The following is a 25,946-nucleotide window of genomic DNA, read 5'->3' as shown; positions in this document are numbered from 1 at the left end:
CAGCGAACTCGAGCGACCGTTCAGTTATTGCTTGGCATTCGCTTTGCCGAGCAGGGAGTGCTTGCGGCTGTAGGCGAAGTAGATAACGAAACCGATCGCCATCCAGATCACGAACCGCAGCCAGGTCTCCACGGACAGGTTGAACATGAGCCAGGCGCAGGCGATCACGGACAGGATCGGCACCAGCGGCACCAGCGGCACGCGGAAGCCGCGCGGCAGGTCGGGGCGGCTGCGGCGCAGTACGACCACACCGATGGACACCAGCACGAACGCGAAGAGCGTGCCGATATTGACCATTTCCTCGAGCGTGCCGAAGTCCACGAATCCGGCCAGCACCGCGCAGATGACGCCGACGATGGCGGTGATCCGCACCGGGGTGCCCTTGGGCCCGGTCTTGGCCAGCTTGCGCGGCATGAGTCCGTCGCGGGCCATGGCGAACAGCACTCGGGTCTGGCCCAGGAACAGCACCATCACGACGGTGGTGAGACCGGCCAGCGCGCCGATGGAGATGAGGTTCTTGGCCCAGGTGACGCCGTTGATGGCGAACGCGGTGGCCAGGGTGGCGTCATCGCCCTGCAGATCCTTGTAGGACACCATGCCGGTCAGCACCAGCGAGACCACCACGTACAGCACGGTGACGATGGCGAGCGAGCCGAGAATGCCGCGCGGCACATTGCGCTGCGGGTTCTTGGTCTCCTCGGCGGCGGTGGCGACCACGTCGAAGCCGATGAAGGCGAAGAACACGATGCTGGCCGCGGCGAGCAGGCCGTACCAGCCGAAGCTGCTGTGCCCGCCGCCGGTGACGAGCTGGAACAGGGTCTGATGCAGTTTGCCGGTGGAGTCATCGGTATTGGGCACCGATTCCGGGATGAACGGCTTCAGATTGCTGGCCTTGAAGTAGGTCGCGCCGACCACGACGACCAGGGCGATGACGGCCAGCTTGATGGCGACGGCCACGGCCGAGACACGGGAGGAGAGCTTGGTGCCCAGCGCCAGCAGTACGGCCAGCACGGCGATGAGAAGTACTGCGCCCCAATCGAATTTGATCGAGCCGAAGTGCCAGATGGGCTGGCGTCCGCCCATGACGACGCCGAGGTACTGCGACCAGCCCTTGGCCACGACCGAGGTGCCGAGCGCGAATTCCAGGATGAGGTCCCAGCCGATGATCCAGGCCACGATCTCGCCGAAGGTGGCGTAGGAGAAGGTGTACGCGCTGCCCGCGACCGGCACGGTGGAGGCGAATTCGGCGTAGCAGAGCGCGGCCAGGCCGCAGGCGACGGCGGCGAAGACGAAGGCCAGCGATACCGCCGGTCCGGCGAGGTTGCCGGCGGTGCGCGCGGTGAGGGTGAAGATGCCCGCGCCGACGACCACGGCCACGCCGAAGATGGTGAGGTCCCAGGAGGTCAGGTCCTTGCGGAGTTTGGCATCGGGTTCGTCGGTGTCCCGCATGGACTGTTCGACGGATTTGGTGCGGAATAACCCGCTGTCACGGGGGGACAGTTCTCCTGGCGCTCCCGACTTGGGATCCGATATCGCCACTGTGTCTCCTAGGTCTGACTTCTCGGCAACAATGCAGTTGGCGTCGGACGTGCAACGCCCGGCACCTGATTCGTTCGCCTTCGCATGTGACCGGCAGACAGAAACCCTGGTCCTGCCCCGGTCGGTGCTCTCGATCTCGGGGCGAGATCTGAGTTGTCGGCGTCACACCGAACCGTATCACCCACTGGTACGAACCAGTTCAGCAACTGGACGGACAACATTCGCCCGAATGCGGTTCGAATGACCTCTCGCCCGGAACCGGCCGGTCCCGTTAGGGTTTGGTATGCAGGACGGGGGCGGGCGCGCCACGGGTGATCGGGCGGCGCTGGACCGCGTGCTGGCCGATGCCCGCGCGGTGCAGATTCGGGAAATGCGCGGTGATGCTCGCTCGCTACTGGTGGAGCGCGACCCGGTTGCCGTACAGGCGCTGCGCGAAGCCCTGCTGGTCACCGACGCACCCGGTATGTCCTGCATGTGCTTCGGTGACGTGTCCTTCGTCTTCCTCGACGCGACCGGTCGCGAACTCACCGGCGTGACCCTGCACCACGGTGATTCGGTGCGCTGGGACGATGCCGCGCGCTGGGGCGGCTGGCACGATGACGCCATCCTGCGCGACAGCGCGCGCTCGCTGGAATGGCTGGCGGTGCGCGGGGTGACCTGGCCGCTGCGCGAATTCCGGGCCGCCCAGCGCCGCGCCGCCGCGGCCGGACAGGCCCGCCGCCGCTGGACGGCCGATATCCCCGAGCTGATCACCGACTACACCGCCATGTTCCTGGAAACCACCGATCGAGGCGTACCGCTGCTCGAGCCCGAATTGGTACGGGTGCGCGACCGCCTGCTATCCGGTTATCCAGATCCGATCGATCGAATCCTGCGAGTGCTGATCTGGTACGGCTCGGGCACCGCGAACTCCTCGGGATATCCCACGCACGAGGCGGTTCCGGCGCAATTGCTGGATCAGGAGGACCCGGCGGATATCGCGCGGGCGATGGAGAACGCGGCGGGTCGCGCGACGGCGGGCGCGACCGAGCACACGGTGACGAGCACGGCGGTGCGCACGGGGGCGGACACACCCGCGGACCGCGCCCTGACGGGTGCGGTCCGCTATCTGGCGAGCTGGCCCGGACGGCAGCGGCTCCCAACGCTTTCGGCGCATCTCACGCCGGACGCCCAGCGCGCCATCGTGGCGCACGCGCCGAGCGCCAAGACCCGAGCCTGGCTCGAGCGTCGTTTTCCGAACCGGTGATTCGGGGATGGTGACTCCGGGTCAGGGCACCAGCACCGCGCGGCCGTTGATCTCGCCATTGTCCAAGCGGCGCAACGCTTCCGCGCCGTCGGCGAGATCGAAGCGCTCGATCTCGATATGCAGTTTGCCCGCCTGCGCGAGGCCGACGCAGTCGTAGAGGTCACCCCTGGTGCCGCCCAGCGACTTTCGCACCGTCGCGCCCCAGGGCAGGCCCGGGCCGCCCGCCGGACCGGCATTGATCTCCGGCGGGGTGCCGCCGCCGATGCCGATCATGCGGTACGCGCCATTGGGCGCGACGCTCTCGACCGCCATCTTCGCGGTGGCATCGATGCCGACGAAATCGAACACCGCTTCCGCGCCGCGCCCGCCGGTGAGTTCCAGAATCTGCTTCGAGGTGTCCTCGCCGGACAGAATGCCAAGGTCCGCACCGCATTTGGCGGCCAGATCGAGTTTGTCCTGGGTCACGTCGACGGCGATGACCCGCACGCCGGTGATGGCCTGGAGAATCTGCACGGCGACGTGACCGAGCCCGCCGATGCCGATGGCGACGGCGGTTCCGCCGGGGCGCAATACATCTCGCGCCCCGCGAATGGAGTGGTACGCGGTGAGCGCGGCATCGGCGACGGGTGCGGCCTGCAGGAAATCCAGGTCCCCGATCGGCACGAAGGCGCTGGCCGGAATGCGCACGTACTCCGCCATGCCGCCTTCGACGGTGAGGCCGGGGGTGGGCGGCATGGCGACGCGACCGGCCGCGATGCAGACGTTCTCATTGCCGCTGACGCATTCGCGGCAGACGCCGCAGGTCCAGAACAGGTACACGAGTCCGCGTTCGCCGACCTCACGACCGTTCACATGGGAACCGATGGCCTCGATGGTGCCCGCGATCTCGTGGCCGATAGTGAGCGGTTCCTCGCGTATTTGGTACGGGAAGTTCACCAGGGTCACATCCGAGTGGCAGACACCGGCGGCGCCGACCCGCAGCAGCAGATCATTGGGTCCGATATCGGGGACCGGGATGTCGTTGACCGCGACTTTTTCGGGGCCGGTCCACTGGAGTGCTCGCATATTTCTTCCTTGGCTGGCGCTGGTGATCTGGCGCACACGCTAGCACTCGCTATACACTGCGTCTAACGAATGACGGGATGTCTACTGATATCTCGAAAAGTCTCCCGAAGACCGGGACAGGAACCTAGGCTGCGGTCGCATGAACGAACCACGTATCGCCGTGGTGGGTGCCGGAATCTCCGGCATCTGTATGGGGGTGGCCCTGCGGCGAGCCGGATTCACCGATTTCACGATCTTCGAGAAGGCGGCCGATTACGGCGGCACCTGGCGCGACAATACCTATCCCGGACTGGTGTGCGATGTGCCTTCGCGCTATTACCAGTTCACCTTCGCCATGAATCCCGAATGGTCCCAACTGTATTCGGCCGGGCCGGAGATTCGGGACTACCTCGCCGGGGTGGCGCGCGAGCACGGGCTGCCCGCGCATACGAGGTTCGGCGTCGAGGTGGTCGGCGCGCGTTTCGAGGGCAGCACGTGGCGGGTGCGCACCTCCGACGGCGCGGAGCGGATCTTCGACTTCGTCTTGTGCGCAACGGGATTCCTGCATCGGCCGAAGCGGCCGGATATCGCGGGGCTGGATGATTTCGCCGGTACCGTCATGCATTCCTCGCGCTGGGATCACACGGTCGATCTGACCGGTAAAAGGGTCGGCGTCATCGGGTCCGGTTCCACCGGAACGCAATTGGTCAGCGAGCTCGGCGGCAAGGTGCCGAAAGTCGTGATGTTCCAGCGGACTCCGCAGTGGATTCTGCCGACGGTCAACAAGCGGTACCGGGATGTGACGAAGCGGCTCTATCAGCGGCTACCGCTGCTGGGTAGTGCGGCGTATCAGATGAATCGTGGCTTCTTCGCGGCCTTTTCGCAGGGCCTGGTGCATCCGGGCCGGATTCGCTCCTTCATCCAATGGGTGGTGGCGCGAAATCTGCGATCGGTCAAGGATCCCGAGTTGCGGCGCAAGCTGACGCCGGACTATCAGGCCATGTGCAAGCGACTGGTGGTGTCGGATCGGTTCTACAGCGTGGTGCAGCGCACGGACGTCGAATTGGTCACCAGCGGTATCGATCACGTGAAGGACGGCGGCGTGGTGACCGCCGACGGCGAGCTGCACGAACTCGATATCCTGGTGCTGGCAACGGGATTCGATTCGCACGCGTATATGCGGCCGATGGCGATCACCGGAACCGAAGGCCGCACCCTGGATCAAGCCTGGGCGAATGGTCCCCGCGCCTTCGAGGGTGTGATGATGCCGGACTTCCCGAATCTGTTCATGCTGGTCGGACCGCACAGCCCTTTCGCCAATCATCCTTTGACCGCGGTCGCCGAAGCACAGTCGTCTCGCATTGTCGGCTGGCTGAAGCGCTGGTGCGCAGGCGAATTCGAGACCGTCGCACCCACCGCCGCCGCGACCGACCGCTACAACGCCATGATGCGCGCCGCCGCCCCCGGCACGGTGTGGACCACCGGCTGTCAGAGCTGGTATCTGGGCAAGGACGGGCTGCCGGAGCTGTGGCCGTGGAGTCCGAACCAGTACGAGAAGCGAATCCGGCGGCAACCCGATGCCGTCGACTACCACCTGGGCCGCCCGGCCCCGAGCGAGAAGTGAGTGCCCGGTGCTGATTTCCCTGACCCGTCTGATGTCCCGCGCCGTGGGTGCGTGGTGGTTCGGCGCGGCCCCGGACTGGGTGGAGGTGCGCCGTCGCGCCACCGTGAGCACGACGTCGGCGAGCGCGGGCAAGGGGGTGACCGTGACAGCCGGGCGACTTGCCGGCCTGCCGGTCGAAATCCTCACTCCGCCAAGTGCTCCCGCCGACGCGGCGGTGCTCTACCTGCACGGCGGCGGCTTCGTCATGGGCAGTCCCAAGATGATGCGGCCGCTGACCGGGCCGCTCGCGGTGGATATGAATACCACCGTCTACGCCCTCGACTACCGGCTCGCCCCGGAGCATCCGCATCCCGCGCCCATCGAGGATGCGATGGCTGCCTATCGGGCCCTGCTGGCGCAGGGCATTCCGTCGGAACGCATTGCGGTGGCGGGTGATTCGGCAGGTGGTGGCCTCACCCTGGAACTCGGCCTGCGCATTCGGGACGAGGCATTGCCCGCACCCGCGGTGCTCGGCATGATCTGCCCGCTGATGGATTTCTCACCGGATTCGGCGGCCTTCCACTGCGGTCCCACCCGCGAACCGCTGCTCACCCCCGAGGTGATCGCGAAATGCCTGGACGGCTATCTGCCGGGCGTCCCGGCCGAGCGACGCCGCGCGCTGTCCCCGATATACGGGGACCTCATCGGCCTGCCCCCGATAGTCCTGCACTCGGCGACCGATGATCCGCTATCGGGTGACGGTCGCCGCCTGGCCGATATGGCGGCGAAAGTCGGTGCGCCGCTGCGGCATCGGGAGTACCGCAAGCTCTGGCATGTCTTTCACGCCATGCCCATGAAGCCCGCTCGCGCGGCGGTGAGTGATCTGGCCGCCATGCTCGCGGAGGGCATCTACGGCCACCGCACCGGCTATCGCGCCACGCACTGACCGAAACCGGTTCAGCCGCGGCCGATTTCGGCGTGGGTGTCGAGTTCGAGGGTGATGAACGCGCCGATCATGGCCCGCCACACGGCTTCCGCGACGGCGGGTTCCAGTCCGGCGGCCGCGGCGCGTTCCTTGGCGAGCGAGACGACCTGCTCCACACGATCGGGGGCGCGCACAGCCTGCTCATCCTTCTTGAATCCGGCGGCGGCACGCACGAGTTGCTGCCGTTCGGCCAGCAATCGGGTCAGCTCCCCGTCGAGGGCGTCGATGCGGGTGCGGACTTCGGCGAGCGATTCTGGAGCGGACACGGTCGATTACCTTAGCCGGGCTATCGGAACGGCATAGCGGCCCGCATCGGCAGCGTCGAACAGCTCAGGCGAAGGCGCGCGTGATGATCGGAACGACGAACTCCTCGAGCATGGTGCGTTCGTCCTCGTCATCGCGCCCGGGAGCGGACAGCAGCGAGACGATGATGCGCGTCAGCCAGCGGGCAAGGCGGCTGCGTTCGGGATCGGTGAGCCCGGTCGGGGTGAACAGATTCGCCGCGATGGATTCGATGACCTCGGAATCCTGGCTGATGCGCCCGGCCGCCCCCGCCTCACCGGGCCGGAACCAGGCGATGAGCAGCGGTTCGGCGCGCACCTGATGCACGGCCCCGAGCATGGCGGCGATGATCCGCTCGCCCGGATCCTCGATACCGCGCACCTGATCAACCACGCGCGCCGAGATGCGCCGGGTTTCGCGGTGTACGAAGGCCAGCCGCACCGCCTGCCGGTTCTCGAAGTACCGGTACAGCGTGGCCCGCGAACACCCGGCCGCCTTGGCGATATCCCCCATGCCGACCGCGGTCACCCCGCGTTCGGCGAACAGGTCCGCCGCCGCGTCGAGAATGCGTTCGGCGGCCAGGTCGGCCCGATCGTCGGACAGCCAGTCCCGGCTCATGCTGTCTCCCTTCGGCCTTCGAACGTTCGCCCGACCCTACCGGCGCGAGCTACGCGACGGCCCGGAAGGGGACGCTCATGGGCCAGCGCACGTAGTTGCCGTTCGACCAGGTGACATTGTCGAGGTCGACGGCGAAGTCGGGGCAGCGGGTGAGGAGTTCCTCCAGCGCGACCCGGGCCTGCATGCGGGCGGCGGCCGCGCCGAGGCAGTGGTGGTGGCCGTGGCTGAAGGTCATGATGCGCTTGGGATTGCGGCGCACGTCGAGTTCGGCTGCGGTGGGGCCGAATTCGCGTTCATCGCGATTGGCGGAGCCGTAGAGCAGCAGCACCTTGCGCCCGGCGGGGATGATGGTGTCGTGCAGTTCCACATCGCGGGTTGTCGCGCGCGCCAGACCCTGCACCGGTGAGGTCATGCGCAGGAATTCCTCCACCGCCTCGGGAATGAGTTCGGGATGTTCGGCGAGCAGTCGCCGCTGTTCCGGATACCGGTGCAGCAGTTGGACCGCGCCGCCGAGATTGCCGGTGGTGGTGTCGTTTCCGCCGGTGATCATGGTGAAGGCGAAGCCGAGGATGGCCAGGATGCCTTCATTGTCGCCGTCCTCGCCGAGGCCGGAGGCGAGCAGGTGCGAGATGGTGTCATCGCCGGGTTCGGCGCGGCGGCGGGCGATGAGTTCGGCGAAGTAGCCGACCATTTCGCCGAGGGCAGAGGGCAATTCACCGCCCGCGGCGATCTTGGCGCCGTCCACGGCACCGCCGACGATGGCGTAGGTCCATTCGTCGAAGCGGTCCCGATCGGCTTCCGGCACACCGAGGTAGTGCGCGACCACCATGGTCGGCAGCGGTTTGAAGAGTTCGGCGACGATATCGCCGGATCCATTGGCGCGCAGTCGTTCCAGGCGATCCACCACGAAGGCTCGGACCGCGGGTTCGACCGAATTCACCTGGCGCGGTGTGAATCCGCCCGCGACGCGGCGGCGGAAGTCGGTGTGTTCGGGCGGATCCATGAACACGAACGGGCGGATGGGGATGCCGGCCGCTTCCAGGCTCATATAGTCGACGGTCAATCCGGCTGCGGAGGAATAGGTTTCGGGGTCTCGCGCGGCGGCGTACACGTCCTCGTGCCGGGACAGCACGTAGAAGTCGTCGTGCTCGCGCCCCTCGGGGATGACCCGGTGCACCGGATCATTGTCCCGCAGGGCCGTGTAGGTGGGCCAGGGGTCACGCCAGGTCTCACCGGACATCAGCTCGAATCGAACTTCCTGAGACGCCATTGAACTCATGATTCGACGGTAAGACAAATAGCAACATTTGTCTAGAACAGGTTTCAGTCCTCGACGGCGGATACGTCCCGGGTGGCCCGGACGAGCACGAAGGTCAGCTCGGTATCGCCGATCCGCAAGCGCACGCCATCGGCCAGGATGGCGCTGTCCACCACCCGCACCCCGTCGACGAACACACCGTTCGAGGAGTGCAGATCCTTGAGCACATACGTCATGCCGTTATCGACGATGAGCGCGTGATGCCTGCTCACCCGGCCGTCAGCGAGGGGAATGTCATTGTCCGAGAGTCGTCCGATGCGGGTGGCGGTGCCGGAGATCGGATAGACATTGCCGTCGCGGTCGCGCAGGATCGCCTCCGGTTCATGCCAGCTGCGATCCACGATGGTGGTGGCGCGGGTCGCGGAGGCGGCCCCGACCACCCCGGCGGTGAGCTGGTCCTGGCGCAGGATGCGCGCCTCGAGTTCACGAATGCGATGACCCGGATCGATGCCGAGTTCCTCGGCCAGGGTGGCGCGCAGGCGGCGAGCGGCATCGAGTGCGTCGGATTGCCGTCCGGCCAGGTAGAGCGCGGTGATCAGCTGTTCCCAGAGTGATTCGCGCAGTGCGTGATCGCGCACCAGCAGCGCGAGTTCGGCGATGACGGATTCGGCGCGGCCCTGGGCGATATCGGCTTCGGCGCGGGCCTCGATGACGCCGATGCGCTCATCGTCCAGGGCCACGGCGTAGGCGTCGGCGAAACCGAGTCCGCGCAGATCGGACAGGACCGGACCGCGCCATTGCGCGAGCGCTTCGGACAGCGCCGCGGTGGCGGCGGCGAATCGGCCCGCGGCGAGGGCGCGCAGACCGACCTCGCGGCGGGTGCGGAAGCGGAAGACATCGCAGGCGGCGTCATCGACCACGATGCGATAGCCGGTGCCCATGTGCTGCAGCACGGTGCGCGCGTCGATTCCGCCGTCGCGCAAGGGTTTTCGCAGGTTGGAGACGATGGCGTGCAGGCTCACCCGGGCGTCCGGAGGTGGATACTCCTCCCAGACGGCGGTGGCGAGCGCGTCGACGGAAACCGGCCGGTTGGCGTTGATGGCCAGATAGGCCAGCACCGCACGCTGTTTCGGCCCGCCGAGCTGCTGCGGTACACCATCGATGGTGAGCTGCACCGGGCCCAGCACCCCGACCTGTGCGCGCACCTCGGCCATCGCCGAACTCCTCACGACCGCCCCCCGTGGCTTTCGACCGCAACTCTAAACTTTTTCGCGCCGTCGCGGGCGGCTGTTACCCGGCCTCGCAAGACAAATACCGACCGATCGGCTCGCATCGTGCGAACCGATCGATCGGCAGATGGCCCGGGCGTGGGCGGAAAACCGTCGTGCGGTCGTCCGCCCGGACCATCAAGCGAGGTGGTAGACCTCCATATTGCCGACCATGGTCACCGGGTAGTTCGCCCGAACCCACGCCGTGATCTGCGCCGAGGTCGACTGGTCGGATCCGGAGCGACCGCCACCCTGGCCACCCTGGCCACCCTGGCCACCCTGGCCACCTTGACCGCCCTGACCGCCCGGCTCATTCTGGCCGCCTTGGCCGTTCTGACCGCGTCCGCCGCGGCCCTGATCGCCCTGGCCCTGCGGATTCTGGCCTTCGTTCTGCGCGTTCTCGTCCTGCCCGTTGCGGTTCTGGCGCTGCCGGACCAGGTAGTAGCCGACCTGATGGTCCGCCACGTAGCTCTGGAACTGCGCCAGCGTCGGCGCTTCGTCACGGCCGCTGAAGCCGCCCACCGCCAGTAGCGGTGCGCCGGTACGCAATTCGATCGAACTCACCTCGGAAGCGCCCACCGCGGCGGCGGCCCAGCGGGTATTCGCCGAGGCGATGAGGCCGTCGATGGCCGAATCGTCGTTCGCGCCATTGCCGCCACCGCGATACTGCCCGCCGCGCGAGGGTCGCTCCGGACCGGCGATCGGGCTACCGCCCGAATGCGCCTGCGCCACGGTCTCGACCGCGTAGGCGGTCGGCCCGACCAGGCCGACAACCAGTGCGACAGTGCCGATTACGAGGCTGAAGCGGCGCACGCGCGGCATGCCGAGCAGCAGTATCGCCGCCACGATCGAGAGCACGAGAATGCTCCAGCGCAACCATGGCAGCCAGTACGCGGTCCGATTCAACAGTACGAAGGTCCAGGCACCGGTGGCCACGCTCATCACGGAAAGCGTTGCGCGCGCGGCGATATGCTCGCGCCGCTGCCACAGCTGCGTCGCGCCGATCCCGATGAGCGCCGCTATCGGCGGAGCCAGCATGACCGAGTAGTACGAGTGGAACGACCGGCTCATATAGCTGAGCACCGCCGCACTCACCAGCAGCCAACCGCCCCAGAGCACGAGCCCGGCACGCACCCGATCGGTGCGAGCAACCCTGCGAGTAATCCACACACCCGCCACCAGCGCGATGAGCGCGGCAGGCAACAACCACGAGAACTCCGTAGCAAGCTCACCATTGAACAGCCGAGTAACCCCGGGCTGACTCCCGAACCCCCCGAAACCACCCTGGAATTGGCCACCTCCACCGCCACCCCCACCGGGGATTTGTCCTGCGGTGGTGGGGATTTGGGTGGGGGTGGCACCGCCGGTGAGTTGGGCGGCGGCACCGGTGGTGGGGCGTGGTGCGGCCGGGCGGCCGCCACCGCCGCCGTGGTTGCCGAAGACGCGGCCGAGGCCGTTGTAGTCGACGGCCAATTCCCACAGGCTGTTATCGGTGGATCCGCCGATGAACGGACGGGATCCGGCGGGCCACAGCGCCACCAGTGCCACGTACCAGCCGGAGGACACCACCACGGCGAGTCCCGCCGTCGCCAGTTTCTTTATGCGCGTGAGGATTCCGCCCGCGCCCGCGACCAGCACCACCAGCGCGAGCCCGGGCAGCACCAGGAACGCCTGCATCATCTTGGTCAGGAAGCCCAGACCCATGAGGACGCCCGCACCGGCCAGCCAGGCGGTGCTCGCCGACCACCAGTTCTCGCCGGGCGCGTCCACCGACCGCACCGTGCAGTACGCGGCGGCGACCAGCAGCAGCGTCAGCAGGGCGTCGGGGTTGTCGTAGCGGAACATCATGGCCGCCACCGGGGTTACCGCGAGCGCCGCGCCCGCGATGAGTCCGGCGGCCGGTCCCGCCCAGCGGCGCACCGTCGCCACCAGCAGTCCGACCGCGGCCACGCCCATGAGCGCCTCGGGCGCGAGCATGGACCACGAGTTGAAGCCGAAGACCCGCCCGGACAGTCCCATGATCCACATGGCGGCGGGCGGTTTGTCGACCGTGATGGAGTTCTGCGGGTCGAGCGAGGCGAACAGCAGCGCCTTCCAGCTCTGGGTCCCCGATTGCACCGCGGCCGCGTAGTACTCATTGGTCCACCCGGCCCCGCCGAGTCCCCACAGGTACAGCACCGCGGTGGCCGCGAGTAGCGCCAGCAGCCCCGGCCGTTCCCAGCGCGGACTGCCGGGTGGGCCGAATATCACCGGCCTCCACCACGTTTCGTCCCGCACCGGCACCCCACCGTCCGCAACGCTGATCGCCGCCGTCATGCCCGCACTACCCTCCTCGAAAACCGCTCTTCACCTGCTCGGACTCGCGCAGCCTATGAGCCCCCGGTGTGCCCGCGCTTCAGCTCGCCTGGGAGTTCCCTGTGAGCCCGCTGCGTCCGCCCGCGTCAACCCGGCACCGCCGCATCCGACGGCGGCGCTCGGGAGCGGCAGGGCCCGAAACGCACTGCGCCCCAACCGCTGCGCTGAGCGGTCGGGGCGGCAGGGCGCGGCGGTGGAGCCGCGGGGCCGGTCAGGCGCGGGTGGTGGCGAGGGTGAAGGGTGCGGTGCGGACGGTGCCGTTGTGCTTGAAGTCCAGGAACAGGCGGTAGGTGCCGGGGCCGGGGACCGCGGTGTGGAAGGTGATGTCGGGGCCGGGTGCGGTGACGCCGTCGCCGGGTTCGCCATTGGGGTGGACGTGCACGTAGGCCAGGTCGCCGGCGCGCAGGATGACCAGGTGGCCGTAGGCGGCCAGGTAGGGCTCCAGATCGGTGACCGGTGCGCCGTCCTTGCGCACGGTGAGGGTGAGCAGGCGTCCCTCGCCGGGGACGAGATCACCGTCGAGCGTGACCTCGTAGCCGTCGACCAGAGCGGTGCGCGTAGCCGCCGGGGTGGGCTGCGGGTCGTACTCACCGGCGATGGCGAAATCGGCTCCGAGCGTGATGGTTTTGCCCAGCGCGGTCGGGGCGATATCGGTGAACGCGCGGTACGCACCGGCGGCGGGCAGGTTCAGGCGTACGGCCCAGGTGCCGTCGGCCGCCAATTCCGGGTGTACATGCCAGAACCCGGTGAGTTCCCGCTGCACCACGATGAGGTGCAGATCGCGATCGTGCAGCGGCGTGTAGTCGGTGACCGGCTCGCCCTCGGGACCGAGAATCCGGAACCGGAACTCGAATTCGCCTGCGCGCAGGATGGTTTCGGCCAGTTCGAGCGTGTACCCGTCCTGCGTGACCTGCAACCCGCCCGGCAGTCCGGCGTCGTGCCCGGCGTGCGCGTCATGCCCGGCGTGCGCGTCATGCCCGGCGTGCGCCTCATGCGCGCCGTGGTCCACCTGTGCATGGTGTCCGGCGTGCGGGTCGTGTGCCGTGTGGTCGGCGTGGTCTGCGGCGTGTGCGTGGGTGGTCATTTCTCCGGCCCTCTCATCTGACTTCGATCTCTGTTACGAATCAGAGTTAATACCCCCAGGGGGTATGCAAGCAAGCCCCGGGCGAGTGATGTGGGTCACGCCGGAATGCCGCACTTGACTTCAACATTGGTTGAGGTATCAGGATTTGAATCATGAGCACAGCAGCCGCGACCGCGCCGGTCATCGAGGACACCACGGTCGATCACACCGCCGATATCGCCGCGATCACGCAGGTGATCGCGAATGCGCAGCGGGCGTTCAACACCAATGACGCGGAGCTCATGGCCGCGGACTACGCCGCCAATGCCAGTGCGGGCAATGCCGTCGGCATGGTCATGCACGGCGCGGATACCGTGCGCGCGGCCTCGGAGGCCGGGCTCGCCGGATTCCTGAAGGACCAGTTCGTGCGCTACGACATCGCCGACATCACCTTCCCCCGGGCCGATGTCGCCCTGGTGCACAAGCTCGCCCGGGAGACCACCGCCACGGGCGAGCTGGTCGATCAGGATCCGGCCATGGTCGCGCTGTACGTGCTGATCAAGGAGAACGGCCGCTGGTGGACGATCGCTCGCCACAACACCCCGATCCCTCGCGCCGACTGAGGCGCGAGCCGCACCCCGCCGAGTCCGTACACCCCTCGGCGGGGTGCGATCACCCGTGCGGGCGCGGTCGCTATTCGCGCGCGCGGCGGGCGGTGCCCCGGTGGGCGGGCATGGCGGCGGGGTCTTCCGGCCAGGCGTGTTTGGGGTAGCGACCGCGGAGTTCCGCTCGCACCTGGGGCCAGCCGTTCTGCCAGAACGACGCCAGATCGGCGGTGACGGCGATCGGGCGCTGCGCCGGTGAGAGCAGGTGCAGCAGAATCGGCACCCGGCCCTCGGCCAGGCGAGGGAGCTCGGCCCAGCCGAAGATCTCCTGGACTTTGACGGCCAGAATCGGGGTGTCGCCCGAGTAATCGAGGCGAATCCTGCTGCCGGAGGGCACTTCCAGGCGTTCGGGAGCCAGTTCGTCGAAGCGGCTCGCCTGGGGCCAGGGCAGTAGGCGACGGAGCGCTTGACCGGCATCGATGCGTTCGAGATCGGCGCGGCGGTTGGCGGTGGCCAGCTCGGGACCGAGCCAGCTCTCCGAATCATCCAGTAGCGCTTGGTTATCCATCGCGGGCCAGGGCGCGCCGAGGGTGCGGTGCAGGAATTCCAGCCGCTGCCGCAGCCCGACCGCATCGGCACTCCACCGCAACAGGTCCAGTCCCTGCGTACTCAGCCCGCGCCGCAGCGCCCGTTCCACCAGCGCCCGGTCCGGATTCCGTAAAGGCTTCTCCGACAGCACGATCGCGCCCAATCGCTCGACCCGCCGCGCGACCACATCCCCGTCCACCCAGTCGACCTCATCGGCCCGGACCAGCAGATCCGGCGCGGCCTGCCGGGCCAATTGCTCATCGGCCATGGCGGCCAGCCGAATTCGCCCCTCCGCCCGCCCCGGATCCCGGGACGCGCCCGCCACCGCCAGCCATTCCGATTCCCCCACCCCGGAACCCGGCGGCAGCGATACGGCGGTGCCGCCCGCCATCAGATAGCTGGGCGATCCCGGCCCCCGCCGCCGCGCCAACCGCTCCGGATACGCAAGCGCCGCAACGAGAGCCAGATCCTCCGCATTGCGCGGCCGCGGGTTCCCGAACCGCTCGCGGTCCGAGCCCTCGGCGTTTTCGACGAGCCGGGTGAGGCGGTCCACCTCGCGCTTCCAGCGCTGGGGCGGATCGGCACGCAGGGTGCGGATGGCGGTGATCAGGTCGACGGTGGCGACGGTGGTGTCATCGTCGAGCAGGGCGACCACTTCGGCGGCGGGGCGGGCTCCCACCTGGGCCGCGCCATCGAGCAGGGCGCGCGCCAGCCGGGGGTGCAGGCCGAGCGCGGCCATGCGGCGTCCGCGGTCGGTGACCGCACCGCCGGATTCCTCGGCTCCCAAGGCGCGCAGTACTTCTCGGCCCGCGGCGAGGGCACCCGGGGGCGGCGGATCCCACCAGCCCAGGCCCTGACCGTCCGCGGTGCCCCAGCATGCGAGTTCCAGGGCGAGCCGGGTGAGGTCGGCGGTGCGGATCTCCGGTTCGGGGTACGCGGGCAGGGTGGCGTGCTCGTATTCGGGCCAGCAGCGCCACGCCCAGCCGGGCGCTTCACGACCGGCGCGGCCCGCGCGCTGTTCGGCCACGGCGGTCGAAACCCGCACTGTCGCAAGGCCGGACAGGCCGCGCCGATGGTCGACGCGCGGGACGCGGGCCAGACCGGAATCCACCACGATGCGCACACCGGGCACGGTGAGGCTGGATTCGGCTACGGCCGTGGACAATACGACGCGGCGGCGGCTCCCCGCCCGCAGGGCAGCGTCCTGGGCGGCCCCGGAAAGCCTGCCGTGCAACGGCATGACATCGACACCCGGCAGACCGGAGAGTTGTGCGCTCACCCGGCGAATCTCGGCCGCACCGGGCAGGAAGACCAGCACATCCCCGGCGGATCCGGCCAGCGCCGATCGCACGGTCCGCGCGATATGCGCCTCGACCCGTTCCTTGGGCAGTGCCGAAACATATTCCATCTCAACCGGATACGCCCGCCCGTGCACTTCCAGCACGGGCGCGGGCCGCGCACCGCCGAGCAGCGCCGCCAGCCGATCCGCCGCGACCGTGGCGGAGGTGGCCAGCACCCGCAGATCCGGCCGCAGCCCACCCCGCGCGTCGAGCAGCAGGGCCAGCAGCAGATCGGCGTCCAGATGCCGCTCATGACACTCGTCGAGCACCACCGCGTCGACCCCGCTCAACTCCGGATCATTCTGCAACCGCCGCACCAGCAGTCCGGAGGTGACCACCTCGATCCGGGTCCTCGCGCTCACCCGCCGGTCCCCGCGCACCGAATATCCGACGCTCTCCCCGACCGACTCCCCCAGCAGCGCGGCCATCCGCCCGGCCGCCGCCCGCGCCGCCAGTCGCCGCGGCTCGGCGACCACGATCCGCCCGCCGGTCCCGGCGGCCAGCGCCAACGGCACCAGCGTCGTCTTCCCGGTCCCCGGCGGCGCGACCAGCACCGCTGTCCCGCGCTCACCGAGCGTCCCGACGATCTCGTCGAGCGCCGCGCGCACCGGCAAATCAGGCAGTTCAGGCAGTTTCATTGCCGCCCAGTCTGCCTTCCCCGCAGCCCGCCACTATGCCCACCGCACCACACGCTCCCCGTGGCACCCGATCACGACGTGCCCATGCCACCCACACCGAGCCACGTCCAGGAAGGCACGTGCGCAAACCCGCCTCGCCCTCCCGGCGATGACGAGGAAGAATTCCCGCACGTGCACGGCAGCCGATGTCCCGCACCGACGAGGCGGGATAACGGCTTCGGTTCCGGACCGGACCGATGCCCGGTCAGAACAGGCTCTGCTGATCGGCCGCGATGAAGAAGCCGTGGCCGCCCGCATCACAGCGGACGCCCGCCTGGGTGGAGGTGCAGGCGGTGCCCCGCACGATGATGGTCTGACCGTATTCGAGGACTTTGCCGCCGCCCTTGTTGTTGCCGGGAGTGACCGGTCCGGTCGGGCTGCCGACGAAGACGCCCTGGTTCAGGCAGATGAACTGGGATTTCGCACCGGTGATGTAGGCCGCGACCGCGCGGTCGGGCCGGGTGCCGCAGTCGGGCAGCGCGGCGGGAACCACCGAGGCGTGCTCGAGCTGGCAGCCGGTGCCGAAGGTGCCCTCATTGACGAAGCCGCACATGATGTTTCCGGTCGGCGACTGGAAGTAGTACTTATCCCCCTGCTGGAAATCGCGGGCGTCCACATTCGCGTCATTGCGGGTGGGCAGTCCGGCGGCCGGTGAGGATGCGGCGACCGTGCCGGGCGAACCCGGGTTGGCGGCCCCGCCCGCCGGGGTGGTGATCGGCGCGTTCGAACCGGGGGTCGCCCCGGTGGTGGTGTCGTCATTGCATCCGGCGATGCCGCCGATCGCGGCGACGGCAGCGAACGCCAAAACCCATGCCTTCATGTATTTCTCCCGATTTCGATATCGCCCCCGACGCCATATAGGTCATCGAGCCGCGCGGCGAGGTCGTTAACCGGGCGTACGATCGGCGCGAATCACCAGGCGAAGATACCCGGCATCGTCTCGTGCAATGGCGGACCGTCATCGGTGTTTCGCGGTGTCAGACTGAACATCTCGATATCGCGCCAGGGATGCGCCCAGCGCAGCGAATCCATCTGGAAGACGATCTCCTCGCCGAATTCGGGTTCGCGCACGATGACGGTGTCGTCGTAGTACGCGGTCACCGGCATGGCGGTGTTCCACATCCGGTCGAAGTTCGGATTCGACTGGCACGCTTGGCGAATCGCGGCGATCTCCAGTTCGGGCACGATGCCGAGCGAGTTCTCCTTGAGGATGTACACCAGTCGGTGCACGATGGCTTCCCAGTTGACCAGCGCCTCGCGCGCCCGCGGATCGGTCATCATCTGCACGATCACGTTCACCGGTCGTTCCGGGGTGCCCAGCGCCGGATCCAGCCACGGAAACATCTCCACCGCACGGGCATTCGCGCCGAGCACGTAATACTCCGGAACCCGGTGCAGGAAGGCCGGTCCCGGCATGTGATTCATGAGATTGAGTTCGGCGGCGGTCACCGTCTCCAATTGCCCGGCGGCGACGGTGAGGTCCTCCCCCATCACCATGGACCACACCTTGCGCCGCTTGTAGCGCGGCAGATCCAATGCGGTGCACCAGGATCGGATGGCGGCGACGGTCGGCACCCGCTGCCCGTTCTCGTACTTCTCGAAGCCGGAGCTGGACATGAACAGCAATGCCGCGACCTGTGCCTGCGTCAATCCGAGTTCGAGACGCTGGCGCTGCATATAGCTGCCAAGCATCTTCTGTTCGCTGCCGTGGTTCTCGGCCGGAACGGCGCGCATTGTGCTCCTAGCTTTTTCGTTCTGACGCGGTTCAACTGACTTGGCGCGCCGTGATACACGATTCGGCGTCCAGTCCGGCGGCCAGCTGTATGACGAGGTCGGCGGTGGCGGCCAGGCGGAGCGCGTCGGCATCGGGTGAGGGCACCCGCAACGCCTCGCGCACCGCCGAGCGGATCAGCAGCGCGGCCTCGACGAGGGTGTCGGCGTGGGTTGCCAGCCGCAGCCGGGAGATCTCGCGCGAGCCCTCGACGGTGTCGTGCTGGCGCGGGACCACGCGAATGATGCGCTCGGCCAGCACCTCGGCGCGAATGAGCAGATCGGTGAGATCGCCCCACACCCGCCGCCGCCGTTCGGGCGCGGTGGGTTCGGCCGGGCAGATCTGATCGGATTCGCGCACGATGCGCCGCGCCAGCGCGAGGAAGTCCTCGATTTCGCGCATGCGCTGGGTGCCGGGCAACTCATCGGCCAGCGTGGGATCCATCTCCCACACCCCGGCGACGGTGCGACTGTGCCGCAGCAGCCCGCCGAGCAGATCGATCACCCGAAAGAGTTCTCCCGCAACGGGTCCCACCGTGAGCCGGATCGCCATGCGTCGTTCGACGGCGATACACAATGCCTCACAGTCCCGCTGTGTGCCGGATGCGCCCGCCGTCATGAGCGAAAGCGTGGCAGACGCGGATTTACGGTGACTTAAGCCACTTCCGCCTTTCGCCTTAAGAGCACGCCAAGTAGACCCGGTCGAAATCACCAGCTGATTCGATTGTGCAGCAGCGGCGTTCAGCGCACATCGGCCATGACCCACCCAAGTTGGGCGACCCGCGCGGATTGACAGCCCACCGGCTCGCACGGCCCCCGGACCTGTCCGATCCCGCACCGGGTCGGGTGACCAGGGTCACTGACGACTTTCGCGATGCTGGAAAGTCGCTGGTGAGCGGTTGAATCCGGCGGCGCATCACTGCGCGGGGAGGCGAAAATCAGAGGATTCCCGTCGGTGCCGCCCGGAATACTGACGCGCGACCGATGAGTTGAGCGACCCGTTCCCGTCTGTTCTCGTGTGGCGCCGGGATACGGGAGTCGGTGACTCGCCATCGGGCCACACGTCTGTTTCAGAGCTCACGCCCCGGAGGTACCCGAATGCACGCCGATATATCCGCTCCCCCGGGAGCGCAGGCTCCCTCGGGAGGCGGAACCCCGACGGTCATCCGGCTGCTGGTGCTCGCGACCTTCGTGGTGATTCTGAACGAAACCATCATGATCAACGCGATCCCGCGCCTGATGACGGATCTGAAGGTCAGTGATCGTTCGGCGCAGTGGGTTTCCACCGCGTTCATGCTCACCATGGCCGCGCTGATCCCGGCCACCGGCTGGTTCCTGCAGCGGGTCACCACCCGCCGGGCGTACGCCCTGGCCATGGGCGTGTTCCTGGTCGGCACCGCGCTCTCCTCGGTCGCGCCGTCCTTCGCGATCCTGCTGATCGGCCGGGTCATCCAGGCCGGCGGCACCGCGGTCATGATGCCGCTGTTGATGACCACGCTGATGACGGTCGTGCACGAGCAGGATCGCGGCCGCGTCATGGGCAATGTCACGCTGGCCATTTCGGTGGCGCCCGCCATGGGCCCGGTCATCTCCGGTCTGATCCTCCAGATCGGTTCGTGGCGCTGGCTATTCGTGCTCATGCTGCCGATCGCCGGTGTGGTCACCTGGCTGGGCCTGCGCAAACTGGAGAACATCGGCGAACCGCAGACCGGTGCGATCGATGTGGCGAGCGTGATTCTGGCGGCTCTCGGTTTCGGCAGCCTGGTCTACGGCCTGAGCAAGTTCGGCGGTGGCGATGCCACCACGCCCGCGCTGATCATCGCCGCCGGCGCGGCTCTGATCGCCGTGTTCGCCTGGCGTCAGATCCGACTGCAGCGCGGCAGCGGTCCGCTGCTGGATCTGCGCGTCCTGCTGGCACCCACCTACACCAAATCGCTGGTCCTCATGGCGGTCGCCTTCCTGGCCATGATGGGCTCGATGATCCTGTTGCCGCTGTACCTGCAGACGCTGCGCGGGCTGTCCCCGTTGCAGACCGGTCTGCTGGTCATGCCCGGTGGTCTGGCCATGGGTCTGCTCGGCCCGACGGTCGGCAAGATCTTCGACCGTTTCGGTGGCCGGGTGCTGGTGATTCCGGCCGCGATCGGCATTACCGCCGCGCTCGCCGGGTTCACCCAGATCTCGCAGACCATGCCGTACTGGCAGCTGCTGGCCCTGCACATTCTGCTGATGGCCTCGCTGGCCGCGGCGTTCACGCCGGTCTTCACGCTCGGCCTGGGTTCGCTGCCCATGCATCTCTACTCGCACGGCAGCTCCATGCTGGGCACCCTGCAGCAGGTGGCGGCGGCGTTCGGCACCGCGCTGGTGGTGACGATCATGTCCGGTCGCGCCAATTCGCTGATCGATTCCGGCACCCCGGTGCCGGAGGCGCATCTGAACGGTATGCGGCTGGCCTTCGCGGTCTCGGCGGCGCTGTCGGTCCTGGTGATCGTCATGGCGGTGCTGCTGCCCAGCCGCGCCCCGGAACCGGAGCACGCGGAGCCGACGGCGGACGAACTCGAGGACGCCACACCGGTTCTCGTGAAGGACTGAGTGTGCGGCGATAGTCGAATCCAGTGCGGGCGCATCCGAATCGGGTGCGCCCGCACTGCTTTCCGTATCAACGGGTCCGCACCGGTCCCCGGCGGCAACCGGTGCGCCGGGTTCACAACGTGGCCAGGTGTGCTTCTATCGCCTTGACCGCCTGTCCCGCACCGTCTTCCCGTGCGAGCCGGTCCGCGACGTCGGCGGCATTGGCGCGCAGGGTCGAGTCCGTGATCGCGGTGCGAATCGCGGCGGCCAGTGCGTCGACGCCGAGTTTCGCGTGCGGGATGGTGGCGGCGCAGACACCGAGTTCGGTGAGCCGTTGCGCCCAGAACGGCTGATCCGAATAGCTCGGGACGCCGATCGCGGGAACGCCCGCGCGCAGTCCGGCGGCGGTGGTGCCCGCACCGCAGGAATGTACGACGGCCGCCATCTGCGGGAACAGCCAGTCGTGCGGAACCTCGCCGATGGTGAGCACATCGTCATCGCTGACATCCAATTGCAGCCAGCCCGCCTGCACCACGCCGCGAACACCGGTCTGCCGCAATGCTTTACGCACGATCTCCGAAACGTGAGCACTGTGCGCGCTGGAGTCGACCACGCTGCCGAATCCGATGAATACCGGCGGCGGTCCGGCCGCCAGGAAGTCCACCAGTTCGGCGGGCGGCTGCCAGTCGAGGGGACGCGGCGGCCACCAGTACCCGGTGACATCGAGTCCGGTCCGCCAATCGGCGGGCCGGGGCAGCACATAGGGCGAATAGCCGTGCAGGATGGGCCATTCGGCGGCCGTGCGGCGGCGGCGCAGCTCGCGCACCGATACCTCCGGCAGTCCCAGCTCACGGCGGAAGTCACCGACGACGCCGCGGTAGACGGTATCGCCGAGCCAGCCGCCGAATTCGGCCGCCATCCGATTGCCGAACGAACCGAATGAGCGCGGTCCCATGGAGGCGGGCGGATACGCGGCGGTGGCGCACATCGGCTGGAAGCGCAGGCCGATCACCGGAATTCCCTTGGCCTCGGCCAGCGGGAAGCCCGGGCCCTCGGTGAGCTGCGCCAGCAGCATGACATCGGCGGGTTCATCGCGCAGCGCCTCGATCATGCCCATACCGGTGGCGCGCACCCCGGCGGGTGAGCCGAATTGCCATGCGGCCTTGCGCTTGTCGACATTCGGGTCGGTCATATCGATGTCGATATTGGTTTCCATCAACCGGAAGTCGAGCCCGCAGCCGGTGATCAGATCCGCGAAGACCGAATGCGCGGCGACCAGCACCTCGTGCCCGGCTTCCCGCAGGCGCAGGCCGAGGCCGGTGAGCGGCGCGATATCGCCGCGACTGCCGATACCCGTGATGATCATTCTGCTCATGCGATGTCCACCGTCTCGATGATCGAAAGCCACTGCGCCACAATCTCGCGCACGCGATCGAGGCCGATGCCGCCGGTGGGCGAGTGCACCGAATAGTGCACGCGGCGAATGCCGTCGTTCTCGGACGCGCCCAGGAACATGCTCAGGTCGAAGACCGTCAAGCGGGCCTGTTCGCGGGAGTGCGCGCCCGGAATCCACACCCCGACATCGCCGAGGAAGTTGAAATAGAACTTCGGGACATTGAATTCCACCAGCCGCGACCACCCTTCGGGGTGATGCCAGAACAGCACCGTGTAATCCTCCGGATGCGCCGGATAGTTGGCGACCGCATCGCGCATGCGCTCGCCGTGCCCGCCGGTCACCGAGCGCACCAGCCACGGGTAATCGTCCGACAGCCAGGCCACGGTGCGGCTGAGATCGGTCCCGGGCCGCAGGCGGCTGTAGCGGCCGTGCTTCTGCACCTGGATGGGGCGGGCCACGCCGGTGACGTCCTCGATCGCCAAACCCAGTGCGATGAGCAGGATTCGCGTGTAGGAGGCATCGAGTGCGGCGGGCAGTTCATCGAGCAGTCGCAGTGCGAGGTCGCCTTCGATCACACCGTCGAGGTACGCGGATTCCGGTGTGTCGGGCCGGTTTTCGACGTGCGGTTCGATATCCGAGGCCGCGGACCAGTAGTCCAGCTCGCCCGTCCGGGTCACCGCGTACTCGTCGAGGAACTCGGCCCACTCGGAGCCCGTGATCAGCTCCGGTTGCAGCGAGATCTCTTCTCCCGCTTCCCATTGCCGGGCGTAGGTGGCCACGTCATCCCACATCACCCACATGGCGACGCCGTCGATGGCGATGTGATGGATGGTGAGCAGCAGGATATTGACATCGGCCGACCGGGTGAGCAGGGCGGCGGTGACGATCTTCCTGGTGGTCGGGTCGAGCCGGAGATTGCTCTTGGCGGTCTCGTCCTCGATCACCTGCGGGATGGCTGCACCGGATACGTGTTCGATATCGACGGCCCGCACATCGATTCTGGCCGTATCGATTTCACCGCCGGATACCGGTTCGATGAGGCATTGCGCGTCCATGCCGTAGCTGTATCGGCTGCGCAGCGATTCGTGATTGTCGATGAGCGCGTTGACCAGTGCGCGCGCGTCATCGAGCCCCATCGAGACCGGAACCGGGCAGGGGATGGTGATTCCGAAGACGGCCGGATTCGGATCCCACATGAGGAACTTCTTGGCGGCGGCGGTGAGCCGCCCCGGGCGCAGGGTGGTCATGGTGTCCTAGGGTCAGAAGGGGGTGATGTTGAAGGGCCGCCGCAGCGGGGCCAGTGCCCGGTCCAGGGCCTCGACCATGCCCGGTGCCGATTCGGTGATGCGCCCGGCGCGGTGCAGTTCCAGCGGGGTGAGCGCACCGAAGTACACGCTGGCGAGTTCGGCGGGGCTCAGCCGCAGATCGGCCGGGACGCCCTCGGGCGCGGGCTGCCAACTGCCGCGGCCCGCTGTGACATCGAGGGTGAAGCGGCCGGGGCTCATACCGTAGGGATCGTCGATCTCGATCACTCCCTGGAAGTCGGCGCGGTAGGTGCGCGCTTCGAAAGCCTTGGGCGAGTTGAGAATCCACATCCAGACGCCGGTGTCCACGCCGATCGTGGCCGCCGTGCGCGGATCGCCGAGCAGCAGCGGGGTGGGATCGTCGACGGCGGTGTCCAGCAGGATGTCGTTGTATTCGCCGTGCCCGAGCAGGCAGCGCAGCAGTTCGCGATGTGCGGACAGGGTGATCGCGCAGAAATCACGCACCCGGACGGTATCGCCGATCAGGTCGTAGATGACGTAGCCGTCCGGATGCGTGATCACGCAGGAGGAATCGTCATAGGTTGCGGGCCAATAGAATTCGCTGCGGCTCAGCGCACCCGGGGTGGCCCGCTGCCAGCGGTCGTAGATCTCGCGCAGCTGGGCGCGGGCGGCGCTGGGCCGCAGTTCGCGTGCGGGAGACGGATCATCCGCTCCGGCACGGAGTTTCGCGCGGCGGCGATCGATGCGCAGTCGCCGGGTGTGGCTCGCGATCCCGACCGCACCGTAATTTCCGCCCGGCCCGGGCATGGCGGCGAAGACGTCCGCGCCGGTTTCCAGCGCGATGTACATCATCTCGGCCTGGATCTTGGAGTAGAGGCCGCGATTCTGATGGGTGGTGGCGACCATTCCCTGCGCGCACGCCGCGACCTCCAGCTCCGCGCCGCCGGGGACCGCGACCCGCATGCGGATCACCGATCCGGTCCCCGCCACGAAGGGGGCGTCCGGATCCGAGACATCCTCGGCCACAATGATATCGGTGAGCCGGAACTGTAGCTTCCAGCTCTCGAAATCCGTGGCGTGCACACCGCCGAAGGCACGGTCGTAGCAGTCGCGCAGCGCGTCCCAGTCATCCTCGCGCGCCCGGCGGATGCGCAGGCCGTCCACGGCCAGCCCCTCCCGATAGGCCATGAGTTCGGAGATCATTCGTGAATACCTTTCGTAGGCAGGAAGTTCGGCGGCATGCCTGCCGGTCTCATAGCGGCGCGAGGCGCGGTCTGGCGGCCCGCGCAACGCGTCTCGGCGGACCGGTCAAGCACTAGACGGCCCCGCGAGCTGCGGGCGCGTCGAGGCGCGCGAGCACCGCATCGCCGAGTAGGCGCAGACTGGCCCATCCGGCCTCGGCCGGCAGGCCGCCGATCAGCGGGTTCATCACGATCTCGGTTCTGCCACCGGCGATTTGGGCGGACAGCTCATCCGGGGTCAGGATCTCGGCATAGCCCTGTGCCCGCACATCCGCGACGGTGCTCACCTCGGCCTCATTGGGCCGTCGCAGTCCGGTCCGCCGCCACGACCCGTATTCGCGCGCCTCGTTGAGGATGTAGGGCCCGTAGTCCCGCCATCCGGCCTCCGGATCCTCGTGCAGCAGGGTCAGCTTGTTACCGGGTTCGGGGCGGTGCACGAACCCGAATTTGCCGAGTCGCTCCAGCTCGGCCAGGTAGTACTCCTCCAGTTCGGGCATGGACATCGGCGGTGAGAACGGCAGGCCGAAACGGGCCGCGCGCCGGGCCGCGGCCCGGGTCATACCGCCGACGAACACCATCGGATGCGGCCGCGTACAGGGTTTCGGGGTGACGTCGACGAGCGCGCCCGCATGCTCGAACGGCACATCCCGCCAGGCCGCGAGCAGGGTCTCCAGTGCGGTGTCCATGAGTTCGCCGCGCCGGTCCCAGTCCCGGCCCATGGCGGCGTATTCCTCGGGCCGGTAACCCATTCCGGCGACGATGACCACGCGTCCGCCCGAAAGGTTGTCCAGCACAGCGATATCGGCGGCCAGCCGGATCGGATCGTAGAGCGGGATCAGCAGTGCGCTGATGGTCACCGCGACCCGTTCGGTGCGGGCCGCCACCGCTCCGGCAAGCACCAATGGCGAAGGCAGCCAACCGGTTCCGGACAGGTGGTGTTCCTCGCAGCTCACCGCCGCGAAGCCGTGCCGATCGGCGTACTCGGCCATCTCGATCGCCGCCCGGTAGCGCTGTTCGTGCCGAGCGCCCGGATCATCGGTATTGGTCATGTTCAGCCGGAGCGCCGCCACCACGTCCATCGAGTTCACCAGCCAAATATCGAACCCGGCCCCGCCTCCGGCAACCGCTCGGCTGCCCCAGTCACAACCTCTCCGGGACCGGACAACCACTGGGTGGAGGAGCCCGGTGCGCGGCAACCACTGCCGGTGGCACCCCGCTCACGCGGGCCCACTCGA

The 25,946-nt window shown here is 68.0% G+C and carries 21 protein-coding genes; 5 read left to right on the top strand and 16 right to left on the bottom strand.

Annotated features, from left to right (window positions below):
* Positions 1–24 precede the first annotated feature (24 nt).
* Positions 25–1,539, bottom strand: coding sequence for an amino acid permease (locus ACFC0O_RS33810; protein ID WP_375965232.1), 1,515 nt, complete (start codon positions 1,537–1,539; stop codon positions 25–27).
* 283 nt (positions 1,540–1,822) lie between these two features.
* On the opposite strand from ACFC0O_RS33810, the gene ACFC0O_RS33805 reads away from it, so the two are divergent.
* Positions 1,823–2,785 carry a hypothetical protein gene (locus ACFC0O_RS33805; RefSeq protein ID WP_375965230.1) on the top strand — a complete coding sequence of 321 codons (963 nt, stop codon included), beginning with the start codon at positions 1,823–1,825 and terminating at the stop codon, positions 2,783–2,785.
* 21 nt (positions 2,786–2,806) lie between these two features.
* On the opposite strand, the gene ACFC0O_RS33800 is transcribed toward ACFC0O_RS33805, so the two are convergent.
* Positions 2,807–3,850 (bottom strand): NAD(P)-dependent alcohol dehydrogenase, encoded by a 1,044-nt coding sequence (locus ACFC0O_RS33800; protein WP_375965227.1) that lies wholly within the window; start codon positions 3,848–3,850, stop codon positions 2,807–2,809.
* Positions 3,851–3,989: 139 nt separating this feature from the next.
* Here ACFC0O_RS33800 and ACFC0O_RS33795 point away from each other — a divergent pair, with 139 nt between their 5' ends.
* Both ACFC0O_RS33795 and ACFC0O_RS33790 read left to right on the top strand, forming a co-directional pair.
* A complete protein-coding gene (locus ACFC0O_RS33795) occupies positions 3,990–5,453 on the top strand; it encodes a flavin-containing monooxygenase (RefSeq protein WP_375965225.1) in 1,464 nt (487 codons plus the stop codon).
* 7 nt (positions 5,454–5,460) lie between these two features.
* Positions 5,461–6,378, top strand: a complete 918-nt coding sequence (locus ACFC0O_RS33790) for an alpha/beta hydrolase (protein WP_375965222.1) — start codon at positions 5,461–5,463, stop codon at positions 6,376–6,378.
* A gap of 11 nt (positions 6,379–6,389) precedes the next feature.
* On the opposite strand, the gene ACFC0O_RS33785 is transcribed toward ACFC0O_RS33790, so the two are convergent.
* From ACFC0O_RS33785 to ACFC0O_RS33760, 6 genes are all read right to left on the bottom strand, one after another.
* Positions 6,390–6,683, bottom strand: coding sequence for a chorismate mutase (locus ACFC0O_RS33785; protein WP_375965219.1), 294 nt, complete (start codon positions 6,681–6,683; stop codon positions 6,390–6,392).
* Between the two features lie 64 nt (positions 6,684–6,747).
* Positions 6,748–7,317 (bottom strand): helix-turn-helix domain-containing protein, encoded by a 570-nt coding sequence (locus ACFC0O_RS33780; protein ID WP_364641889.1) that lies wholly within the window; start codon positions 7,315–7,317, stop codon positions 6,748–6,750.
* Between the two features lie 49 nt (positions 7,318–7,366).
* Positions 7,367–8,596: a cytochrome P450 gene (locus tag ACFC0O_RS33775; protein WP_375965216.1), complete on the bottom strand. Its 1,230-nt coding sequence runs from the start codon at positions 8,594–8,596 to the stop codon at positions 7,367–7,369.
* 44 nt (positions 8,597–8,640) lie between these two features.
* On the bottom strand, positions 8,641–9,789 hold the full coding sequence (locus tag ACFC0O_RS33770; RefSeq protein WP_375965213.1) for a BTAD domain-containing putative transcriptional regulator: 1,149 nt from the start codon (positions 9,787–9,789) through the stop codon (positions 8,641–8,643).
* A 192-nt stretch (positions 9,790–9,981) separates the two neighbouring features.
* A complete protein-coding gene (locus tag ACFC0O_RS33765) occupies positions 9,982–12,159 on the bottom strand; it encodes a glycosyltransferase family 39 protein (protein ID WP_375965211.1) in 2,178 nt (725 codons plus the stop codon).
* 250 nt (positions 12,160–12,409) lie between these two features.
* On the bottom strand, positions 12,410–13,282 hold the full coding sequence (locus ACFC0O_RS33760; RefSeq protein ID WP_375965208.1) for a hypothetical protein: 873 nt from the start codon (positions 13,280–13,282) through the stop codon (positions 12,410–12,412).
* A gap of 152 nt (positions 13,283–13,434) precedes the next feature.
* Between ACFC0O_RS33760 and ACFC0O_RS33755 the strand changes: the two genes are divergently transcribed.
* Positions 13,435–13,884: an SgcJ/EcaC family oxidoreductase gene (locus ACFC0O_RS33755; RefSeq protein ID WP_375965205.1), complete on the top strand. Its 450-nt coding sequence runs from the start codon at positions 13,435–13,437 to the stop codon at positions 13,882–13,884.
* 70 nt (positions 13,885–13,954) lie between these two features.
* Here ACFC0O_RS33755 and hrpB read toward each other — a convergent pair whose 3' ends face one another.
* The 4 genes from hrpB to ACFC0O_RS33735 all read right to left on the bottom strand — a co-directional run bounded on the left by hrpB (position 13,955) and on the right by ACFC0O_RS33735 (position 18,860).
* Positions 13,955–16,432 (bottom strand): ATP-dependent helicase HrpB, encoded by a 2,478-nt coding sequence (gene hrpB / locus ACFC0O_RS33750; protein ID WP_375965203.1) that lies wholly within the window; start codon positions 16,430–16,432, stop codon positions 13,955–13,957.
* A 244-nt stretch (positions 16,433–16,676) separates the two neighbouring features.
* On the bottom strand, positions 16,677–17,291 hold the full coding sequence (locus tag ACFC0O_RS33745; protein ID WP_375965200.1) for a DUF6636 domain-containing protein: 615 nt from the start codon (positions 17,289–17,291) through the stop codon (positions 16,677–16,679).
* 92 nt (positions 17,292–17,383) lie between these two features.
* Positions 17,384–18,205, bottom strand: a complete 822-nt coding sequence (locus tag ACFC0O_RS33740; RefSeq protein ID WP_375965198.1) for a helix-turn-helix domain-containing protein — start codon at positions 18,203–18,205, stop codon at positions 17,384–17,386.
* A gap of 31 nt (positions 18,206–18,236) precedes the next feature.
* On the bottom strand, positions 18,237–18,860 hold the full coding sequence (locus tag ACFC0O_RS33735) for a hypothetical protein (RefSeq protein WP_364641916.1): 624 nt from the start codon (positions 18,858–18,860) through the stop codon (positions 18,237–18,239).
* Between the two features lie 479 nt (positions 18,861–19,339).
* On the opposite strand from ACFC0O_RS33735, the gene ACFC0O_RS33730 reads away from it, so the two are divergent.
* On the top strand, positions 19,340–20,830 hold the full coding sequence (locus ACFC0O_RS33730) for an MDR family MFS transporter (RefSeq protein ID WP_375965195.1): 1,491 nt from the start codon (positions 19,340–19,342) through the stop codon (positions 20,828–20,830).
* A gap of 112 nt (positions 20,831–20,942) precedes the next feature.
* On the opposite strand, the gene ACFC0O_RS33725 is transcribed toward ACFC0O_RS33730, so the two are convergent.
* The 4 genes from ACFC0O_RS33725 to ACFC0O_RS33710 all read right to left on the bottom strand — a co-directional run bounded on the left by ACFC0O_RS33725 (position 20,943) and on the right by ACFC0O_RS33710 (position 25,790).
* On the bottom strand, positions 20,943–22,184 hold the full coding sequence (locus ACFC0O_RS33725; protein ID WP_375965192.1) for a glycosyltransferase: 1,242 nt from the start codon (positions 22,182–22,184) through the stop codon (positions 20,943–20,945).
* The gene (locus ACFC0O_RS33720) at positions 22,181–23,452 is read right to left on the bottom strand and encodes a condensation domain-containing protein (RefSeq protein WP_375965190.1); all 1,272 of its coding nucleotides are present in this window, start codon (positions 23,450–23,452) and stop codon (positions 22,181–22,183) included. Before ACFC0O_RS33720 ends, ACFC0O_RS33725 begins: the two co-directional genes overlap by 4 nt.
* A gap of 12 nt (positions 23,453–23,464) precedes the next feature.
* A complete protein-coding gene (locus ACFC0O_RS33715) occupies positions 23,465–24,673 on the bottom strand; it encodes a GNAT family N-acetyltransferase (protein WP_375965187.1) in 1,209 nt (402 codons plus the stop codon).
* 112 nt (positions 24,674–24,785) lie between these two features.
* Positions 24,786–25,790 carry an LLM class flavin-dependent oxidoreductase gene (locus ACFC0O_RS33710; protein ID WP_375966401.1) on the bottom strand — a complete coding sequence of 335 codons (1,005 nt, stop codon included), beginning with the start codon at positions 25,788–25,790 and terminating at the stop codon, positions 24,786–24,788.
* Positions 25,791–25,946: the final 156 nt, after the last annotated feature.

It is taken from the genome of Nocardia sp. NPDC056100 (assembly GCF_042266325.1).
Classification (GTDB): Bacteria; Actinomycetota; Actinomycetes; order Mycobacteriales; family Mycobacteriaceae; genus Nocardia.
Note: the sequence above shows the minus strand (reverse complement) of the source record. Positions and strands in the feature narration are given on the sequence as shown.

Excerpts from the sequence above, each read along its gene's own strand:
- ACFC0O_RS33730 (WP_375965195.1), top strand. The coding sequence starts at position 19,340 with ATGCACGCCGATATATCCGCTCCCCCGGGAGCGCAGGCTCCCTCGGGA.
- ACFC0O_RS33770 (WP_375965213.1), bottom strand. The coding sequence starts at position 9,789 with ATGGCCGAGGTGCGCGCACAGGTCGGGGTGCTGGGCCCGGTGCAGCTC.
- ACFC0O_RS33775 (WP_375965216.1), bottom strand. The coding sequence starts at position 8,596 with ATGAGTTCAATGGCGTCTCAGGAAGTTCGATTCGAGCTGATGTCCGGT.
- ACFC0O_RS33795 (WP_375965225.1), top strand. The coding sequence starts at position 3,990 with ATGAACGAACCACGTATCGCCGTGGTGGGTGCCGGAATCTCCGGCATC.
- ACFC0O_RS33765 (WP_375965211.1), bottom strand. The coding sequence starts at position 12,159 with ATGACGGCGGCGATCAGCGTTGCGGACGGTGGGGTGCCGGTGCGGGAC.
- ACFC0O_RS33805 (WP_375965230.1), top strand. The coding sequence starts at position 1,823 with ATGCAGGACGGGGGCGGGCGCGCCACGGGTGATCGGGCGGCGCTGGAC.
- ACFC0O_RS33720 (WP_375965190.1), bottom strand. The coding sequence starts at position 23,452 with ATGACCACCCTGCGCCCGGGGCGGCTCACCGCCGCCGCCAAGAAGTTC.
- ACFC0O_RS33755 (WP_375965205.1), top strand. The coding sequence starts at position 13,435 with ATGAGCACAGCAGCCGCGACCGCGCCGGTCATCGAGGACACCACGGTC.
- ACFC0O_RS33735 (WP_364641916.1), bottom strand. The coding sequence starts at position 18,860 with ATGACGGCGGGCGCATCCGGCACACAGCGGGACTGTGAGGCATTGTGT.
- ACFC0O_RS33725 (WP_375965192.1), bottom strand. The coding sequence starts at position 22,184 with ATGAGCAGAATGATCATCACGGGTATCGGCAGTCGCGGCGATATCGCG.
- hrpB (WP_375965203.1), bottom strand. The coding sequence starts at position 16,432 with ATGAAACTGCCTGAACTGCCTGATTTGCCGGTGCGCGCGGCGCTCGAC.
- ACFC0O_RS33715 (WP_375965187.1), bottom strand. The coding sequence starts at position 24,673 with ATGATCTCCGAACTCATGGCCTATCGGGAGGGGCTGGCCGTGGACGGC.
- ACFC0O_RS33745 (WP_375965200.1), bottom strand. The coding sequence starts at position 17,291 with ATGAAGGCATGGGTTTTGGCGTTCGCTGCCGTCGCCGCGATCGGCGGC.
- ACFC0O_RS33800 (WP_375965227.1), bottom strand. The coding sequence starts at position 3,850 with ATGCGAGCACTCCAGTGGACCGGCCCCGAAAAAGTCGCGGTCAACGAC.
- ACFC0O_RS33740 (WP_375965198.1), bottom strand. The coding sequence starts at position 18,205 with ATGCGCGCCGTTCCGGCCGAGAACCACGGCAGCGAACAGAAGATGCTT.
- ACFC0O_RS33760 (WP_375965208.1), bottom strand. The coding sequence starts at position 13,282 with ATGACCACCCACGCACACGCCGCAGACCACGCCGACCACACGGCACAC.
- ACFC0O_RS33710 (WP_375966401.1), bottom strand. The coding sequence starts at position 25,790 with ATGGACGTGGTGGCGGCGCTCCGGCTGAACATGACCAATACCGATGAT.
- ACFC0O_RS33780 (WP_364641889.1), bottom strand. The coding sequence starts at position 7,317 with ATGAGCCGGGACTGGCTGTCCGACGATCGGGCCGACCTGGCCGCCGAA.